Source organism: Gemmatimonadaceae bacterium (genome assembly GCA_020846935.1).
In the GTDB taxonomy this organism is placed as follows: domain Bacteria; phylum Gemmatimonadota; class Gemmatimonadetes; order Gemmatimonadales; family Gemmatimonadaceae; genus RBC101.
Window position 1 is genome coordinate 224,250 of record JADLCY010000010.1, and the last position, 18,781, is coordinate 243,030.

Genomic DNA, 18,781 nt, shown 5'->3' on the forward strand with positions numbered 1-18,781 from the left:
CCCCTGCGATCGAGTTCTCTTCATCAGCCGACGCGGAGCGCGGCCGCCGCGCGCCGTCGGCGACGCGGCTCCTCGGTCGGTCGTTGCCGGAGCGGCCCCCATCGGATCCCGCGGGAAACACTGGTGACCGGATTGCGTAGTTTCCGAGCATGAGTCCACAAGCGACCGCAGCGCCCGCTCCCTCCGCGCCGACCGCCCAGGCGCCGGCAACTGCTCCCGTGGCCGGCACGCGTTCGGCGGCGCTGGAGCGCGCGGTGCTCGAAGGGCGTCGCAATGAGCTGTCTCGGCAGCTCAACTCCGTCGAGTCGCGGCGGTCCGAGATTCTGAGAGAGCTGGGTCGCTCCAGTGACGGCGCGGTGCGTCAGGGCCTCGAGGGACGGCTCAAGATCCTGGACGAGCGGCTGGTGAGCCTCGAGCGCGAGATCGAGGTCAATGGTCGTGCCCTGTCGGCCAATCCACGTCCGGAGCGCGTGACCGGCTTTCCCGGGGTTGGTGGCACGGGCGACGCTGGCGGGGGCCGAAGTCGGGACCGGCTCGGACCCTTGATGGGCATCGCGTCGCTGCTCGTGCTGACGCCCCTGGTGTTCGCGATGGCTCGCCGGTTGTGGCGAGGGTCGCCGGCCCCGGTGGTGCATCGTGATGCCGCGAGTGATGCGCGCCTCGAGCGCATCGAGCAGGCGGTCGACGCGATCGCGATCGAAGTGGAGCGTATCTCCGAGGCGCAGCGTTTCCAGAACAAACTGTTGGGAGAAGGGCAGGGTGTGGGCGCCTTTGGCCGCGTGATGCCGCGAGAGGCCGAGCGGGTCGGCGGATAGTACGCGCTTCGGGCGGTGCGACGCGACCCTGCGTCGGCCCCATCGAGATGCGAAGAAGCGATCGAGGGGCCTCCTGGTGGGAGGCCCCTCGTCGCGTCCGTCTGGCCTGGTGGCGGTGCCTAACGTCTCGGTCGGTTGAGCGCCAGCGCGACCAGCGACACCTTGGTGTCGGCGCCGGTCGCAAAAACGATGTACTGCCGGCCCTGGTGCATGTAGGTCATGGGCACGGCGGTCGTCTTGGCGGGGATGCGCACCGCGCCGACCTGCTTTCCGGTGGCCTTGTCGACGGCAAAGAGGGTAGGTGCCTGGTCCGGCGGTCCGCCCGTGCGCCCCTGGCCGTAGATCACGAGGGTCTTCGTGGTGATGATCTGCGCCTGGCCGCGGCTGGCACCCGGCGGCAACGTGACGCCGGCAAAGAGCGGGCTGTTGCTGGTGATCTTTGGGTGCCCCCCGTTGGGGATCCACCAGGCCTTGTCGCCCGTGTTCATGTTGTAGGCCGTGATGCCGCCTTCCTGCTTTGGCTTGAGGATCGACACGCCACCGATGTTGGTCGGCACCCCGCCGCGTCCCTCGAAGCCACCGCCGCGACTTGCCGGCGCGCGATAGCCGTCGGGGGGTGGGAGCGCACCAGCGAGGCCGCAGTTGTCACGGGGCGAGCTGTAGCGGAACTCGGAGCACGGGTCCTTCTGGAGCGCGATCGCGCTCAGGCCGGTGAGCGCGGCCACGTACATCATGCCCGTTTCGGGGTCCACCGCGGCGCCACCATCGATGTTCACGCCACCGCTCGCGCCCGGTGAATACCAGCCGCATTTCCAGGTTGGGCTATCGGTGGATCCACCGGGGATGTAGTACGGACCCATGCGGCAGCGCTTCGCGATCTTGAGTGCGCTGTCCTTGATGGCCGGCGTGTAGTCAATGAGATCTTCTTCCAGCAGGCCCTGTTGCGAGTAGGGCTCCGGCTTCGACGGGATGGGTTGCGTCGCCGCGGTCTGCTCGCCGGGCACGTCGCTCTGCAGCACCGGTGTTTCGGGCATCGGCCAGATCGGTTCACCCGTCGCCCGATCGAAGGTGTAGATCCAACCTTGCTTGGTGGTTTGCGCGACGACCTTGCGTCGCTGTCCGTTCACCGTGATGTCGAGGAGGTTCGGCGCCATCGGCGTGTCGTAGTCCCAGATGTCATGGTGGACCATCTGGAAGTGCCACTTGCGCAACCCGGTGCGCGCGTCGATCGCGACGATACTGTTGCCAAACAGATTGAAGCCGGGCCGATGACCGCCGTATTCGTCCATGAGGGGCATGCCGACCGGGATGTAGACCAGCCCGAGTTCGGGGTCGGCGGAATACGTCGCCCACGCGTCGTTCTTGCCCACGCCTTCGGTCCCGACCTTCGAGCCGTTCTTCCAGCTGTCGGCGCCGAACTCTCCGGGTTGGGGCACGAGGTTGAACCTCCAGAGTTGCCGGCCGGTCCGCACGTCAAAGCCGCGGATGTAGCCGGGGATGTTCTTCGTGCGGATCGGGTAGTAGCCGTGGATCGAGGAGTTGCCCACGACAATCACGTCGCCGACGAGGATGGCGGGCGACGAGTTGGCGATCTGGCCGTAGCTCGGGTCGATACCTACCGTGCCGTCGGCGCCGGTGCGCGTGACGGGGTTCCAGCGCTCGCCGGGTTTCGCTTTTCGGTAGGGCGCGGCGTCAGAGATGATGAGCGAGCCGGTATCGTCGACGGCGAGGGGAACGAGCGGCAGGCCGAGGCCGTCCATGAGATCCACGACGCCGTTGCGGCCGAAGCGCGGGTCGGGCCGGCCGGTCTTTGCGTCGAGCGACACCATGTGGTAGCCCGGCGTGACCGTGATGATCCGCTCGTTAGGTCCGCCGTCGGTCCAGTAGGCGAGCCCGCGCCCCGCAAACTGGCGCGGCGCCTTCTGCCAGCGGATGCCCTCATCCAGTCTGTACATCCAGAGACTCTCGCCGTTGGACGGATCGAGTGCCACGGTGACGCGGCGGGTGGTCGCGACGGTGAACAGTCGGCCGTTGGCGTAGATCGGCGTGGTGCGATAGTACTCATCGCTGCCGAAGGCGCCGCCCTGCCATTCCCAGGCCACCTTGAGCGAGTCGAAGTTGGAGGCGTTGACCTGGTCGAGCGGCGAATAGCGCGTGCTCCAGGCGTCGGCGCCCCAGTATCGCCACTCGCCTGCGACGTTGCCGCGCACCGTGCGGGCGGCAGCCTGCGCCAGGGCATCGCCTGGCGGCGCCTGGACGACGAGGAAGGCCGCCGTGAGGGCGACGAGGGTGCGGGAGCGCGACAGGCGATTCGCGACGTCGGGTCCGGGGAAATGCGGCATGCCGTGGAATCCTCGGGGCGTTGGGATGTCGTTAGGTCAGCCAGGCCCGGCCAGCGGGCGCGGTCGAACGCCGGCAAATGTAGTGCTGGTACTGCGGGCGGATAGGCGGGCGCGGTGGGACAGCGGTCGCTCGCACGGTGCGGCGCCGGGGCGGGCGTGGGCGCTGCGGCGTTCCGACACCGGAGCGGAAGTTGGCTTGAACCATTCAAGTGGCGGGCCCAGTATGACGGACCACCGAGAGGAGAGTCTCCGTGAATCGTCGTGAGTTTGCGCGCACCGTGGGCGCGACGCTCCCCGCCTGGGTCGTGGCCCGATCGCCCCTCGCCGTCCGGCGGCTCACTCGCATCGGGCTCGAGCTCTACAGTGTGCGCGGTGCGATGCGAAGGGATCCGGAGGGCACGCTGGCCGGGATTCGCGCCATCGGGTACACCGACGTCGAGCTGCTGTGGTCGTTCGGCAACTTCGGACGCACGCCGGCGCAGGTCAAAGCTTCGCTTCAGGCCACGGGACTCGCGGCGCCCTCGGCGCACATCGCGCCGCAGATTCTCACGAAGGACTGGGCCAAGTCGCTGGACGACGCGAAGCTGCTGGGCCATCAGTACCTCATCGCCGCAGGCCTGCCGGCCGAGGCGCGGGCATCCTTGGACGTGTGGCGGCAGTGGGCGGACCGGTTCAACGCCGCAGGCGCCGAGGCACGCGCTGCCGGGGTCTGGCTCGCGTTTCACAACGAGCCTGACCACATGAAGCCGATCGATGGCCAGGTGCCCTACGACCTGTTCATCTCGCGGCTCGATCCGGCGCTCGTCAGGCTGCAGCTCGACGTCGGCAACATGGTGATGGGGAATGGCGATCCGATGGCGTATCTGCGACGTCATCGTGATCGCTACTGGAGCTTCCACCTCAAGGACGTGGTGCCGGACCGGTCGCGTGACACGGGACTCGGCACGGGGATCGTCGACCTGAAGGCGCTGCTCGCCGCGGTGCCGGACATCGAGCACAAGCCCTGCTTTGTCGAGCAGGAGGGCAAGTCCGAGGATCTCGCCGCGGCGAGGGCGGACTGGGCGTGGCTGAGTCGGCTGGAGTTCTGAGGGCTACGTGGTCGGGCGCCGCGTGAAGTCGAGCGAACCGCCGACGCGGACGCGCTCTTCCACTTGCTCCCGGCGCGAGGCAACGCACACGCGTCGCCCCGCCTGATCGGCGGCGTACCGATCACACACCTCCCGCGTCACGCTCCGTGTCGACCACCCGGTCCACGAGCTGCGATGCAACGGGTTGCGACGATCGATGGTAACGCGCAGGTCACCGATGTCGACGCTGTTGTCGCAAAGGTACACGGCGCTGCCGATGTTGGCGCTGCCTGGATCCGTGCGGCAGCGGCCGCTCTCCGGCTCGAGGACGACCGTGCCGGAGTCGACGACGAGCCGTCCTCGGAGGTCGCCGGTCTCGCCGGTTCGCATCACATAGTCGTACGTGCCCGCCTCGGCGACGACCCGGCTTCGACCCACCGACGATGCGCACGCCGCCGCGCCGCCGAGCAGCGCGGCGCACACGAGCACCCGGATGGTACCCGAAGCTGTCACTGGGCGACCGGCGCGCGGAGCACGAGGTTCTCGATGAAGAACTCCATCATGCGATCCGGGCGCAGGGGGGTGTGCCCCTGGTCCGGCCCGACCTGCACCTCGAAGCTCTTGCCGGCGCGCTGCAGCGCCTGGATCAGCTGCATCGAATTGTTTGGGTGCACGTTGTTATCGGCCGTGCCGTAGTAGATCATCAGGCGGCCCTTGAGCTTGTCGGCGTAGGGCATGGCCGAGCCGGCGTCGTACCCCGCCGTGTTCTCCTGCGGGATCCACATGTATCGCTCGGTATAGATGGTGTCGTAGTGCCGCCAGTCGGTGACGGCGGACATGGCCGAGCCGGCCGCAAAGACGTCCGGGTGACGCAGCAGGGCCATCGCCGAAGCATACCCGCCATACGACGTGCCAAAGATGCCGACACGTGCCTTGTCGATGTAGCGCCGATTCCAGAGTGAGCGTACGCCGGCGGCCTGGTCGTCGATCTCCACCGTCCCGAGTTTCTGGTAGATCGCGTCGAGGAAAGCCTTGCCGCGGCCCGCCGCCGAGCGGGAGTCGAGCGACAGCACGATGAAGCCGTATTCGGTGAACGGGTGCGGCGTCGTGAAGGTCTCGCGTGCGCCGTTGGTGGCGGGTCCGGCGTACACGGTCACGAGCACCGGATACGCGCGCGTGGAGTCGAACGTCGAGGGCCGGTGCAGCATGCCGTGCAGCTCGGTCACACCATCTGCGGCCTTGTAGGTGAACATCTCGACCCGACGGAGACCGAGCTGGTCGAACTTCGTGAGGTCACTCGTGGCCAGTTCCGCCACGACCTTGCCCCTGGCATCCAGCAGGCGGGTCACCGGGGCGATGTCATGCGTCTGGGCCACGTCGACGATGTACTGGCCGGTCGGCGAGACGGCGACCGTGTGGTTGAACGCCGGATCCGTGAGCCGGACGTCGTCGCGGCCGTCGAGGCGCACGCGGTGCAGCTGAACCTTCATGTGGTTGTCGCCGCTGCGTGCCGTGTACAGCAGCGTGCCGGCCTTCTCGTCGACGCTCACCAGCTGGTCGACCTCGAAAGGGTGGCGGGTGACCGCGCCGTGCAGCTTTCCCGTGAGATCGTACAGGTACAGGTTCGCGAACCCGGTGCGCTCCGACATCCACAGGAAGCGCTTGCCGTCGGCGAGGTAGCGCATCTGGGGGCTGTTTCGCACCCACGACGCCGGCCACTCCTCGCGCACGATCACGCGGCACGCGCCGGTGTCCGGGCGGCACGCCGTGAACTCCATTACGTTCTGTCGGCGGTTGGTGCGGTTGAACGTGAGTTCGCTGCCGTCCGGGGTCCACCCGACGCGGTACACGTAGTGGCCGACGACGTCGTTGGTGAAGGGCTTGCCGTCGCGCACGTCGATGCGCGTCGTGCGGCGCGTGGCCACGTCGTAGACCATGAGTTCGACGACCGGATTGGGGTCGCCGGCCTTGGGATAGGCCTCGACGTCCACCGCGCCATGGACCTTGGTCTGCGCCATCTGGAGGACGTAGTCCGTCACCGGCGACTCGTCGAACCGATAGAACGCGAGCTTGCTGCCGTCGGGGCTCCACCACATCGCGGTGACCTGCCCGAGTTCTTCCCCGTAGACCCAGCTCGCCGAGCCGTTCTTGGTGCGCGCTGTTTCGTTGCCATCGGTCGTGATCGCGACTTCGCCCGAGCCGTCGCGGTTCGCGAGCCACACGTTGCGGTCGCGGTAGAATGCGCGGTGGCTGCTGTCGGCCGCCCACGCGACGTCGAATTGCCGGCCCCGTTCCGGTCCGCCGCGTCGAGCGCCGGTCGCGGCCGCGGCCGGCGCTTCGACGGCCGAGCGCGTCGCCACGGCGTAGCGCCAGGACTTGCCGTCGCGCTGGTAGCGGAAGCCCGAGCCGTCGGCGTCCCAGGTCACGGCGAGCGCGCCAGACTTCACCGCGTTCGGAATCTCGCGGCTCATCTGGGTGAACCGGTCGTAGCCGGGCATGGATTTCAGGCGATCCTGCGCCGGGAGTCGCGTCGCCTGGGTGGCGAGGGCGCAGGCAAGGAGCGCGGGGACGATCGAGGTTCGTTGCATGGGAGGGATCAGGGAAAGTGCCCGGGCAAGCTAGCGAGGCGTGCCGTGCTCGGCAGCCCTGACGGGGCAGGGCGCAGCGGCCGGGGGTGAGCGCAATCGAGGCGTTGCGCGTAACGGGGTGCAGTGGCAACGTGTCCGGCTCCCACGACCCCCCATATCCCACCCCTACCCCATGAGAGTCCATCGCTGGTCCGCCAGCCTCGCCTTCGCCCTGGTGGCCGCGACCGTGCCGGTCGCCGCCCAGCAGCAGCGAATCGACGAGGAGTATACGAAGAAGATCAAGGAGTTCACCCGCGATCCGCGCATCACCACGGAACTGGTGGACTACCTCCCGTACTCCGCCACGGTGCCGAGCCCGCTCAAGTTCCACGGGCGCATCGTCGGGCAGCCGGGTGAGCTGACGTACGCGAAGGACATCCAGCGCTACTTCGAGGCGCTGGACAAGGCGAGCGACCGGGTGAAGACGTGGACGATCGGGAAGTCGGAGGAGGGGCGCGACATGATCGTGCTCGCCGTGGCCGACGAGGCCACGATCCGGAACCTCGACAAGGTCAAGGCGGACCTTGCGGCGCTCGCCGATCCGCGCAAGACCACGGACGCGCAGGCGAAGTCGATTATCGCGAACGGCAAGATGGTCTACTGGCTCACCTCGGGCATGCACTCGCCGGAAAACGGCGGCCCTGAGGCCCTGCAGGAACTGGCGTATCGCCTGGCCGTGGACGAGTCGGAATACATCCGGACGATCCGCAACAACGTGATCACGCTCATCACGCCGGTCATCGAGGTCGACGGTCGCGAGAAGCAAGTCGACACGTACTACTACAACAAGAAGCTGCCGCAGGGCGCCACCCGGCTCCCGCTCATGTACTGGGGCAAATACGTCGCGCACGACAACAACCGCGACAACATCGGCCAGTTCCTCCAGCTCTCGAAGCACGTCAACAAGTTCTTCCTCGAGTGGCACCCGCCGATCATGCACGACCTGCACGAGGCGTCGAACTACCTGTACGCCTCGACCGGCACCGGTCCGTACAACGAAGCCATCGACGCGATCACGATCGACGAGTGGTGGATCCTGGCCAAGAACGAGGTCATGGAAATGACCAAGCGCGGCGTGCCGGGCGTGTGGACCTACGGCTTCTACGACGGCTGGGTCCCGAACTACATGTTCTTTGCGGCGCACGCGCACAACGCGACCGGCCGCTTCTACGAAGTGCAGTCCTACGGACCGGACACATCGACGGTCCGGCTCGGCGCCACACAGACGAGCCGCGAGTGGTTCCGCCCGAACCCGCCGCTCGCCTCGATCGCCTGGGGCCCGCGCAACAACACCAACATCCAGGAGTCGGCGCTCCTCATCACGCTCAACCACGTGGCAAAGAACAAGGCCACGTATCTCGACAACTTCTGGGTGAAGGCCAAGCGCCAGGTCGACAAGGGCAAGACCGGCCCGACGTTTGCCTGGGTGATCCCGGCCGCGCAGTACCGCAAGGCCGAGGTGGCCAGTGTGGTGAACGACCTGCGCGTGCAGGGCGTGGAGTTCCACACCGCCAACGCCGCGGGCCGCATCGGCAACGTCGAGGTGAAGGCCGGCGACTACATCATCCGCGGCGACCAGCCGTACCGCATCATCCCGGACATGTACTTCTCGCTGCAGAACTTTGCGCCGGGGAACCCGCGTCCGTATGACGACACCGGCTGGACGTACCAGCTGATGCGCAACTTCACGGTGTATCCGGTGGCCGACAAGGCGATCCTCGCCTCCGCGATGACCGCGGTGACGGGTGATGTAAAGGCGCCGGGCGGCATCGAAGGCAGCGGCAACATCGTCGTGGTGGAGCACACGACCGACAACAACCTCATCAAGTTCCGCTTCCGCCACGCCAACGTGGCGATGCAGGCCGCCGAGGAGGACTTCGAGGCGGGCGGCAAGCGATTCCGTGCCGGTGCGTTCATCATCAGCGGTGGCGACCGGTCGGCACTCGACGCGTCGCTCAAGGAACTGGGTCTGTCGGCGTGGGCCATGGCGTCGGCGCCCGTCGTGAAGACGCACGAGCTCGACGTGCCGCGCATCGGCTATGTGCACAGCTGGGCGCGCACGCAGGACGAAGGGTGGGTGCGCGCCGCGCTCGATACGTATGGCGTGCCATACACCTACATGGCCGATATCCGCCTCCGCGAGGGGAACCTGCGCAGCAAGTTCGACGTCATCGTCTTTCCGCACGTCGGCGGTTCGGCGATTTCGCAGGTAAACGGCATCGCCAAGAACGGCCCGCAGGCGCTGCCCTACAAGAAGTCAGCGGCCACGCCCAACCTCGGCGGCATCGATGAAGCCGACGACATCCGCGGCGGCATGGGCATCGAGGGGCTGACGGAGCTGGCGAAGTTCGTCCAGTCTGGCGGCACGCTGCTCGTCGAAGGGTCGACGACGACGATCTTCCCCGAGTATGGCCTTTCGACCGGTGTGACGATCGAAGAGCCGGCCAACCTGTTCGCCCGCGGGTCGGTGATGCGCGGCATCATTTCGGACCGGCGCAGCCCGATCATGTACGGCTACCAGGGCACGCAGTTGCCGGTGTACTTCAACCAGGGGCCGGTACTGGCCGTGGGTGGCGGTCTCGCCGGCGGCTTTGGAGGGTTTGGGGGCGGCGCGGCCGGCCCGAGCCAGAACATCACGCCGATGGCGACGCGCCTGACGTTGTCGCCGTGGGACTCTGCGTCCCGACCGCCTGCGGCCCGCCCCGGCCCGTCGGAGGCCGAGCAGTTCCGCGAGATGGCCCGGCAGTTCGGGATCAACGTCGATGAGGGCCGTCCGCGCGTGATCATGTCGTTCCCGCAGAACCCGGCCGACATGCTGCTCTCGGGTACGCTGCAGAACGGTCAGCTCCTGAGCGGCCGTGCTCAGGTGGTGGATGCGTCGGTTGGCGAGGGTCACGTGGTGATGTTCGGCATCCGTCCGTTCTGGCGGTGGCAGACGCACGGCACGTACTTCCTCGGCTTCAACACGATCCTCAACTGGAACGACCTGGGCGCGGGGCGCGATGCCCCGACCCGGCCGGCAAGCCTTCAATAGGTAACGGGTTCGCAGGCGCGAGCCCACGGGTGGTACCCACGGCCGGAGCGAGTTCGCTTGCTCCGGCCGTTGCGTTTCCCGGGGATGCCACGGCCGCAAGGGAATGCTTCGCGGTCGCCGGCGCACGCGGTGGCGTTCGGAGGGGTGCGCCCGGATGGTCCCGGGCGTATGGTGTGCCCGGCGGTGTGTCACGGTTTTCCGACCACTGCCCGGGTGCGCGGCATGCCCGCGGATCCGGACGGCTCTCTGGCACAACCTAACCCTCCAAAGCATGCGACTCTGCGTGGCAGTTCTCCCGCTGCTTGGCGCCTGGGTGGCGTCGGTATCCGCCCAGGCCACGACGCCCCCGGGTTGGCCAACGGGTCGAGCGAAACTCCGTTTCGAGGTGGAGATACCGGCGACGGCGCGTCGTGAAGCGATGACCGGACGCGCGTATGTGATCTTTGCGCGCACCAACCAGGCCGAGCCCAGGCTGCAGATCAGTCGCGTCGGGACGCCAATGTTCGCGCGGGACTTCCAACGCCTGGCGCCGGGTGGCGTGGCCGTGATCGATGGCACCGACCTCGGACATCCCGTGTGGGATCTCGCCGACATCCCACCGGGCGACTACTGGGTGCAGGGCATGATCAGCGTCTACTCCGAGTTCAAGCGGGCTGACGGCAAGGTCGTGTGGATGCATGACGACCAGTGGGAAGGGCAGCAGTGGAACCGATCGCCGGGCAATCTCTACTCGGTGCCCAAGCGCGTTCGCATCGACCCCGCGCAGTCCACCACGGTTCGCCTGGTCGCGGATCAGGTGATCCCGCCGATCCCGATGCCCACGAACACGGCGTGGGTCGAGCGGTTCCGCTTCGAGTCGCCCACGCTCACGAAGTTCTGGGGGCGCCCGATCTACCTCGGCGCTACGGTGCTGCTGCCCCGCGACTACCAGACGTCGACGATCCGCTATCCCATCCTGTACGAGCAGGGCCACTTTTCCACGGCCGCGCCGCTCCGGTTCGAGGAAGGCAGCGACATCCACCGGGAGTGGGTGAAGGACAACTACCCGCGCATGATCGTCGCGACGTTCCAGCACCCCACGCCGTATTTCGACGACTCCTACGCCGTGAACTCGGTGAACGTCGGCCCGTATGGCGACGCCATCATGCAGGAGCTGATCCCCGAGATCGAGAAGCGGTATCGCACGATCCGCGAGCCCTGGGCGCGCTGGCTGCACGGCGGTTCCACCGGCGGGTGGGAAGCGCTCGCCCTGCAGATCTACCACCCGGCCTTTTTCGGCGGCACGTGGGCCTATTGCCCGGATCCCGTCACGTTCACGGATGTCGAAGGCATCAACATCTACAAGGACGAGAACGCCTACTACAAGCAGATCACCGAGTGGCACCGCACCCCGACGATCAATTCACGTGAGGTAAACGGCGAGGTGCGACAGACGTCGCAGCAGCGCAACTGGATGGAACTGGTGAACGGTACGAAGGGCCGTTCAGGGCAGCAGATCGACATCTGGTCGGCCGTCTACGGTCCGGTGGGTGCCGATGGCTATTTCAAGCCGGTGTTCGACAAGAAGACGGGCGTCATCGACCGCACGGTTGCCGACTACTGGCGCGAGCATCACGACCTGCTGGAGTATCTCAAGCGCAACTGGAACACCGTTGGTCCCCAGCTCATTGACAAACTGCACATCTACACCGGAGATGCAGACACGTATTTTCTGGACCGCGCGACGCGCGATCTGCAGGCCTGGATGAAGACGACGCAGAACCCGCACTACGAAGGCTTCTTCATGTACGGCGACCAGAAGCCGCACTGCTGGAGTGGCCCGCTCACTCCCGCCGAGCGGCTGAAGGAGATGGCGCAGCACGGCCTGCGTCACATGCCGGCTGGCACGACCACGCCGTGGTGGACCTACTGATCACGACCCGACCACCCTTCACACCTCCGCACATGTCACGTCGATGGTTCGCCCTGCTCGCCGGACTCGCGCTCGCGAGCCCCGAGGCCAGGGCGCAGGGGCGACAGATCACCGGATCCGTCGTCGAGGAAGGCAGCAACGCGCCGATTGCATCGGCGCAAATCCAGGTGCGCGGCACGACGACCGGCGGGCTCTCCCGGGAAGACGGCACGTTCAGTCTGCGCGTGCCGGATGGCGCGGTGACGCTCGTCGCGCGTCGGCTGGGGTATCCGCCCGTCGAGGCGCACGTGGCCGCGGGTGAGACCACGGTCCGGATCGTGATGCGGCGTGACGCGCTCAAGCTCGACCAGGTGGTGATCACGGGGCAGGCGACGGGCATCTCGCGCCGCAACCTCCCCACCTCGATCGCCAGCGTGAGCGCCGAGCAGGTCTCGCGCGTCTCGGCGCAGTCGGTGGACCAGGCATTTCAGGGAAAGATCGCCGGTGCACAGATCTCCACGAGCACCGGGGCGCCGGGCGGTGGCAATCGCGTGCGCATTCGCGGCATTTCCTCGATCCTGGGCAGCGCGCAGCCGCTGTACGTGGTGGATGGCGTCATCACCAGCGACGTGTCGATCGGCAGTGGCACGAACCGCGTGACTCGCGCGGCGGGCAGCGCCATTTCATCGGCGAGCCAGGAGAACCCGGTGAACCGGATCGCCGACATCAATCCCAACGACATCGAGTCGATCGACGTGCTGAAGGGCTCGGCCGCGTCGGCCATCTACGGTTCCAAGGCGTCGGGCGGCGTGATCATCATCACGACCAAGCGCGGCCAGGCCGGTCGGCCGCAGTTCAGCCTGCGCACGGGCGCCGGCACGGCGTCGTTGGCATATCGCAACGGTTCGCGGCGCTTCAAGACGCTGCAGGACGCCCTGGGGGTGTGGCCGAACGCCACGCCATACTACGACCCCAACCGCGTCATCGACTACGAAGACCTTGCCTACGGCGAGCGTCCGTTCAACAAGGAAGGCACACTCAGCGTGAGCGGTGGCTCGCAGGACACGCGCTACTTCGTGTCCGGCAACGCGCGGGATGAAGGCGGCATCGTGAAGAACACGTTCGCCCAGAAGTATGGCCTTCGCGTGAACCTCGACCAGCGGCTCTCCGATCGCATGGAGCTGCAGGTGGGCACGGAAGTGCTTCGGACGCTGAGCGACCGCGGACTCTTCGGCAACGACAACGCCGGCAACTCGATCGCCTACACGCTCACCAAGATCCCGAGCTTCCTCGACCTGCGGCAGCGGCCCGATGGCACCTGGCCGGTGAACCCGTTCTACAACTCCAATCCCCTGCACACGATTGCCCTGTTCAAGAACGAAGAAGGCGTGTGGCGCAACATCTCGAATGCGAGGCTCACGTGGGACGTGTGGGCCAACAACAAGCAGTCGCTGCGCTTCGTTGGCTACGGCGGAGCGGACGTGTTCCAGCAGCACAACGAGGTGTATTCGCCGCCTGAACTGCAGTACGAGCCGCTCGACGGACTGCCCGGCACGACGGTGGTATCGGACGGCAGCAACACGCAGGCGAACATGAACCTCAACGTGGTACACGAATGGCGGCCGATCTCGGGCTGGACGGCGACGAGCCAGTTGGGCACCCAATACGAGCGACGCAAGTTTGCCTCGAACCGCGGCGCGGGACTCGGACTGCTCGGTGGGCTCGAGGTGGTGACCGCGGGCACGCAGCGCGAGGTGGACGAAGCCCGTGCTCTCACCGAGGACTTCGGGGTCTTTGGACAGACGGAGTGGCTGTACAACGACCGGCTGCTGCTCACCGTCGGCGCGCGCGCCGATCGCAGCTCCAACAACGGCGACCCGGGCAAGTTCTTCATCTTCCCCAAGGCCTCCGCGTCGTATCGTATGCCCGGCCTCGCTCCCGGTCGCGTGGATGAACTCAAGCTGCGTGTGGCCTACGGCGAGACCGGCAACCAGCCGCTGTATGGCCAGAAGTTCACGGCACTCAACCTGTCGAACATCGCGGGGCAGGGCGCGTTCAGGATCGGCGCCAATCGCGCCGCGCCCGACCTCCGTCCGGAGCGTCAGCGCGAGCTGGAGGTCGGCTTTGACGCCACGCTCTTCGGCAACCGCGGCACGCTCGACTTCACGGCGTTCCAGCGTGACATCTCCGACCTGCTCATCACGCGCACGTTGCCGCCGACGAGCGGCTACGCCTCGGAGATCTCGAACGGCGCCGAGATGCGCGTGCGCGGCCTGGAGAGCTCGGTGTCCCTCTTCCCGATCCAGCGCCCCGGGCTGACGTGGACGTCACGCTTCAACCTCGGGCTCAACCGCAGCACCATCACACACCTGCCGGTGCCGGCGTTCCTGCTCAGCACGTTCCAGGTGGGCGCGGTGAAGATCGAACAGGGCAAGTCCGCGACGCAGCTCTATGGCAACGACACGCTCCCGGAGCCCGGTCGCAAGCTCTACCCCAACGGCGTGCTGATGGGCGACGGCAATCCCGACTGGACCGGTGGATGGTCCAACGAGTTCAGGATCGGGCGCTTCACCGCGTTCGCGCTGCTCGATCGTCAGCAGGGCGGCATGCTCGCCAACGGCACCTGGCGCCACTACGACCTCGGCCAGAACAGCCGCGACTACGACGACGTGATGGCCTCCGGTCGCAAAGTTGGCGAGTTCCGGCGCACGACGTACCTCTCGGTGACCAGCATCTACTACCAGGATGCGTCCTACACCAAACTGCGCGAGGTGACGCTCGGCTACGACGTCCCCAACAGCCTGGTGCAGTCCCTGACGTCGCGAGTGACCAACGCGCGGTTGCAGCTCAGCGGCCGCAATCTGTACTGGTGGACGCAGTTCCGCGGTGGCGACCCCGAGGCGGAGAACTTTGGCGCCGGCAACGTGCCCGGTTCCGTCCAGCGCAACCGCGAACTGGCCGCGTACCCGGCCAGCCGCACGTTCTGGCTCAACCTCAGCCTGGAGTTCTGACCCATGCGACTTCGATTCCATTCCGCCACGCGGCGGCTGGCCACGATCGCACTCGTCGGGACGATGGCCGCGATGGGCGCCTGCAAGGAAGTGAATGTTCCCAATCTCAACTCGCCGAACATCGATCAGCTCCTCGCGGCACCCAAGGCGTCGGTCGTCAACACGACCGTGCTCGGGCTGCTCGTGGGCGCGCGCGGCACGATCGGCGGGTACGCGTCCACGCTCGGCGTGTTCGGGCGCGAGTCCTACAACCTCGATCAGGCGGAAGCGCGCTTCGTGCTCGCGTGGCTGGCGCAGCCGCTCACACCCGGCGGCTTCGGGACCGACCTCGGATGGTCGGCCACGTACCAGCAGGTGCTCGCCGCGCAGACCATCCTCGACATCGTCGACAAGGTGCCGGACTACTCGGCCGCGCAGAAGGAAGCGGTGAAGGGATTCACCAAGACCTTCATGGCGATGGCCTTCATCGATCAGCTGCGCGTGCGTGACACCTTCGGCATCGTGCTCGAGGTGGATCCCACAGCCAAGAACCTGGGTGCGTTCGTGACCCGGGATCAGGGCTTCGATCGGGTGGCGCAATTGCTCGATGAAGCGAGGACGCACCTGAACGCCGGCGGTACCGCGTTTCCGTTCACAATGCACTCCGGGTTCACGGGCCTCTCGACGCCGGCGACGTTCCTCCGCTTCAACCGCGCGATCAAGGCGCGCGCCGAGGTCTACCGCGGCCGGTGGCAGGACGCGCTGACGGCCATCAACGAGAGCTTCATCTCCACGACGTCGCCCACCACGGCCACGCTGGCCACGGGAGCGTATCACGTGTTCTCGGCGAGCGCGGGCGATGCAACCAACGGCCTGTTCGACCCGGCGCCGCGCGCGCTGGTGGCGCACCCGTCGATCCTGACCGATGCCCAGCTCCGGGCCAACGGGCAGCCAGACCTTCGCACGTCCAAGGTGACGACGGGCGCGACGCTCTCGAACCAGGGGATCACGTCGAACCTGCGCTTCACGATCTACCCGACGAACGTGTCCTCGATTCCGATCATCAAGAACGAGGAGCTGATCCTCCTGCGTGCCGAGGCCTACAACGGTCTCGGGAACCGCGCGGCGGCGATCGCGGACCTGAACATCATCAGGACCGTGTCCGGCGGTCTGGCGCCGCTGGCCGACACGTTCGACGGTGACCTGGTGACGGAGATCCTGTACAACCGGCGCTACTCGCTGCTGTTCGAGTACGGCCATCGCTGGCACGACATGCGCCGATACGGGCGCCTCAACCAGCTGCCCAAGGCGTTGCCGAGTCATCTCGTGTACCCGCTCGTGCCGCTCCCGGCGGACGAGTGCAACCAGCGCTCGCCGCTTCCGAAGGGCTGCGTGCAGGTCAACGGGATCTAGCCCGGTCAGGCGGGCCGCCTTGTGACGAACGCGGGGCATCGGTGATCCGGTGCCCCGCGCGTGCGTTCGGGAGGCCGAGGCTTGCGTCGTGGTGTCTATGCGGCTATATAACTACATAGTTATATAGTATGGCCACACGCCCGGCATCGTACATGCGCTCGGTCCACCACGTCACGCTCGCAGTCCTCGCCGCCCTGGCGGTCGTTCTCCCCCGGTGCGTACCCGCACAGGGAGGACCCATCGACCTCGCAGAGGCCTTGCGTCGCGCGGACGAGGCAGGATTCGCAAACCGCCGGGCACGCGCCGCCGTGGCGACGCAGCGCGCGGCCACGATCGCGGCGCTCCGCGGCGTGCTCCCAACCATGCGTATCGAGGCAGGCATTGCCCGCACGACCGACCCGATCGGCGCCTTCGGTACCCTGCTGCGGCAGCGTGCAATCACCCAGCAGGACTTCGAGCCCACACGGCTCAACTACCCGTCGGCGGTCACGAACCACCTCGGTGGCCTCGTGTTCGAACAACCGCTCTTCAACGCCGATGCCTGGGTCGGACGACGCGCGGCAGCGCAGGCTCATGACGCAGCCAGCGCCACCGCCGCGTGGACGCTGACCGGTCAACGCGTTGAGGTGATCAGAGCCTACTACGGGGCGGTGCTCGCCGCCGAGAAACTGGCCACGCTTGGCGTTGCGCTGCAGGCGGCTCGCGAGCACCTCCGCTTCGCCGAGACCCTGGCGAGGAATGGCGTGGTTACCAGCGCGGACGCCATGCTGGCCGGTGTCAAGGCCGGAGACATCGAGACGCAGCTCGTCGCAGCGAAGGGTGAGCTGGCCATCGCGCGGCTGGCCTTCGCGACCGTGCTCGGCACGCCTGACGACGAAACGCTCACGCTGCCTTCCCGGCTTCCAGCCGCTGATGCGCTGCGTCGCTTCGCCCAGCGTTCGGATACGTCGATGATTGCGGGCCGTCAGGATGTGCGCGCAGCGAACGCCGGCGCCAACGCGGCAGCGATGGACGTTCGCCGTGCACGGAGCCTCTACGTCCCGCGACTCAACGGCTTTGCACGATACGACTGGAACTCGGCGCTCCGGCCATTCGATGGCCAGAAGAACTGGACCGTGGGCGTGATGGCGTCCTGGACGCCGTTCGCGGGAGCGTCGGAGATCGGCGATCGCCTGGCGAGTGAAGGGCGACTCCGTGAGGCGGAGGCCATGCGTGACGGCGCCGTTGCCGAGAGCGCGCTCGACCTCGCGCGCGCTGAGTCCCGATGGAGTGTGAACCTGGCCCGCCTCGACATCGTCGAGCGCATGGTCCGCCAGAGCACCGACGCGCAGCGAATCGTCGCACGTCGCTATGAGGGCGGGCTCGGGACCATCGCGGAACTGCTCGACGCGCAGGCCGCCGCCACGCAGGCGCAACTCACCCTCGTCGCCGCTCGATTCGACGTGATCATTGCCACGGCCGAGCGCCTCCGTGCTCGAGGCCTGGACCCGGCAACACTTCGCGTTCTCGATGATCTCGCGCCGGACGCCGACGCGCGCTGACCCTCCCGACCTCCCCCATGATGTGCCCTCTCGGTCGCAACTCTACTCCTCTCCTCGCCATCGCGGTCTTCGTGGCCTGTGGCGGTGACCCGCGCGAGGCGTCCAAGGCCGTCGTCCGCACCGCCGATTCGAGCGGTACCCGCTATGAGGTCCGCGACACCACGATCGTCGCCACGCTCGACGCCGCCGGCATTGCCGAACCGATCCTGCAGGCCACCCTGAGCACGCGCCTGGTTGGCGCCGTCACCGCGGTGATCGTGAAGGAGGGACAATCCGTGACACAGGGTCAGGAGCTCGTCAGGCTTGACTCGAAGGAGATCGACGCCAAGCGCGCGCAGGTGCAGGGAGCGATCGCCGCGGCGGAGGCGGCGCACACCGAGGCGCGCCAACAGGCGGAGCGCATCCGTCGGCTGTTCGCTGACAGCGCCGCGCCCCGGGTTCAGCTGGAGGCGGCCGAGGCGGGCCTCGAACGGGCACGTGCCGCGTTGCAGGCCGCACGCGCGGGTGAGGCCGAGCTGCTGGCCGTGTCGGCGTACGCGGTGGTGCGGGCGCCGTTCGACGGGATCGTTACACGCCGCTTCGTCGATGCAGGTGCGCTCGCGGCACCGGGAACTCCCCTCGTCGTCGTGCAGGACCAGCGGTCCCTCCGCGTGTCGGTGACCGCGTCGCCATCATCGGTCAGAAGCCTCGCCCGGGGTTCGGTGGTCGAGGTTCTCGTCGAGGGCACGGTGGCCCGTGGGACGATCGAAGGCATCGTCCCGGCAGCGGTGGCAGGTCTGCTCACGATCAACGCGGTGGTACCAAACCCGCGGGGCCACCTCGTGGCTGGAGGGGCCGCGACCATGCGCCTGCCGCAGGGGCCACGAACGGTGCACCTGGTGCCCTCGGCGTCAGTTCGGCGAGAGGGGGATCTCGCGGGAGTGAACGTCGTAGACGGCGCGCGCGCGATGACGCGATGGGTGCGCGTCGGGGCGACCTACGGTGATCGCGTGGAGGTGCTATCCGGTCTTCGCGTGGGCGAGACCATCGTCGTGCCGGCTCTCGGCGCACGGGAGTAGCCC

Annotated in this window: 11 protein-coding genes; 8 read left to right on the forward strand and 3 right to left on the reverse strand. The window is 67.4% G+C overall.

The genetic code is table 11. The features are described 5' to 3' along the window. Positions 1-149 precede the first annotated feature (149 nt). Positions 150-815, forward strand: a complete 666-nt coding sequence (locus IT361_12235; protein MCC6318446.1) for a hypothetical protein — start codon at positions 150-152, stop codon at positions 813-815. Positions 816-934: 119 nt separating this feature from the next. Here the strand turns inward: IT361_12235 and IT361_12240 are convergent, their stop codons facing one another. Beyond that, complete coding sequence (locus tag IT361_12240) at positions 935-3,157, reverse strand: PQQ-binding-like beta-propeller repeat protein (GenBank protein ID MCC6318447.1); 2,223 nt, start codon at positions 3,155-3,157, stop codon at positions 935-937. 251 nt (positions 3,158-3,408) lie between these two features. On the opposite strand from IT361_12240, the gene IT361_12245 reads away from it, so the two are divergent. Beyond that, positions 3,409-4,245, forward strand: coding sequence for a TIM barrel protein (locus IT361_12245; GenBank protein ID MCC6318448.1), 837 nt, complete (start codon positions 3,409-3,411; stop codon positions 4,243-4,245). A 3-nt stretch (positions 4,246-4,248) separates the two neighbouring features. Here the strand turns inward: IT361_12245 and IT361_12250 are convergent, their stop codons facing one another. Further along, the gene (locus IT361_12250; protein ID MCC6318449.1) at positions 4,249-4,737 is read right to left on the reverse strand and encodes a hypothetical protein; all 489 of its coding nucleotides are present in this window, start codon (positions 4,735-4,737) and stop codon (positions 4,249-4,251) included. Continuing rightward, positions 4,734-6,812, reverse strand: a complete 2,079-nt coding sequence (locus IT361_12255; GenBank protein MCC6318450.1) for a DPP IV N-terminal domain-containing protein — start codon at positions 6,810-6,812, stop codon at positions 4,734-4,736. The genes IT361_12250 and IT361_12255 overlap by 4 nt, the downstream gene beginning before the upstream one ends. A 172-nt stretch (positions 6,813-6,984) precedes the next feature. Here IT361_12255 and IT361_12260 point away from each other — a divergent pair, with 172 nt between their 5' ends. From IT361_12260 to IT361_12285, 6 genes are all read left to right on the forward strand, one after another. Then, complete coding sequence (locus IT361_12260; protein MCC6318451.1) at positions 6,985-9,885, forward strand: hypothetical protein; 2,901 nt, start codon at positions 6,985-6,987, stop codon at positions 9,883-9,885. A gap of 271 nt (positions 9,886-10,156) precedes the next feature. Further along, positions 10,157-11,797, forward strand: coding sequence for a hypothetical protein (locus IT361_12265; GenBank protein MCC6318452.1), 1,641 nt, complete (start codon positions 10,157-10,159; stop codon positions 11,795-11,797). A 32-nt stretch (positions 11,798-11,829) separates the two neighbouring features. Continuing rightward, complete coding sequence (locus IT361_12270; protein ID MCC6318453.1) at positions 11,830-14,787, forward strand: SusC/RagA family TonB-linked outer membrane protein; 2,958 nt, start codon at positions 11,830-11,832, stop codon at positions 14,785-14,787. 3 nt (positions 14,788-14,790) lie between these two features. Further along, on the forward strand, positions 14,791-16,179 hold the full coding sequence (locus tag IT361_12275; protein ID MCC6318454.1) for a RagB/SusD family nutrient uptake outer membrane protein: 1,389 nt from the start codon (positions 14,791-14,793) through the stop codon (positions 16,177-16,179). 152 nt (positions 16,180-16,331) lie between these two features. Next, positions 16,332-17,720 (forward strand): TolC family protein, encoded by a 1,389-nt coding sequence (locus tag IT361_12280; GenBank protein MCC6318455.1) that lies wholly within the window; start codon positions 16,332-16,334, stop codon positions 17,718-17,720. 17 nt (positions 17,721-17,737) lie between these two features. Next, on the forward strand, positions 17,738-18,778 hold the full coding sequence (locus IT361_12285; protein ID MCC6318456.1) for an efflux RND transporter periplasmic adaptor subunit: 1,041 nt from the start codon (positions 17,738-17,740) through the stop codon (positions 18,776-18,778). The last annotated feature ends 3 nt before the right edge of the window (positions 18,779-18,781 follow it).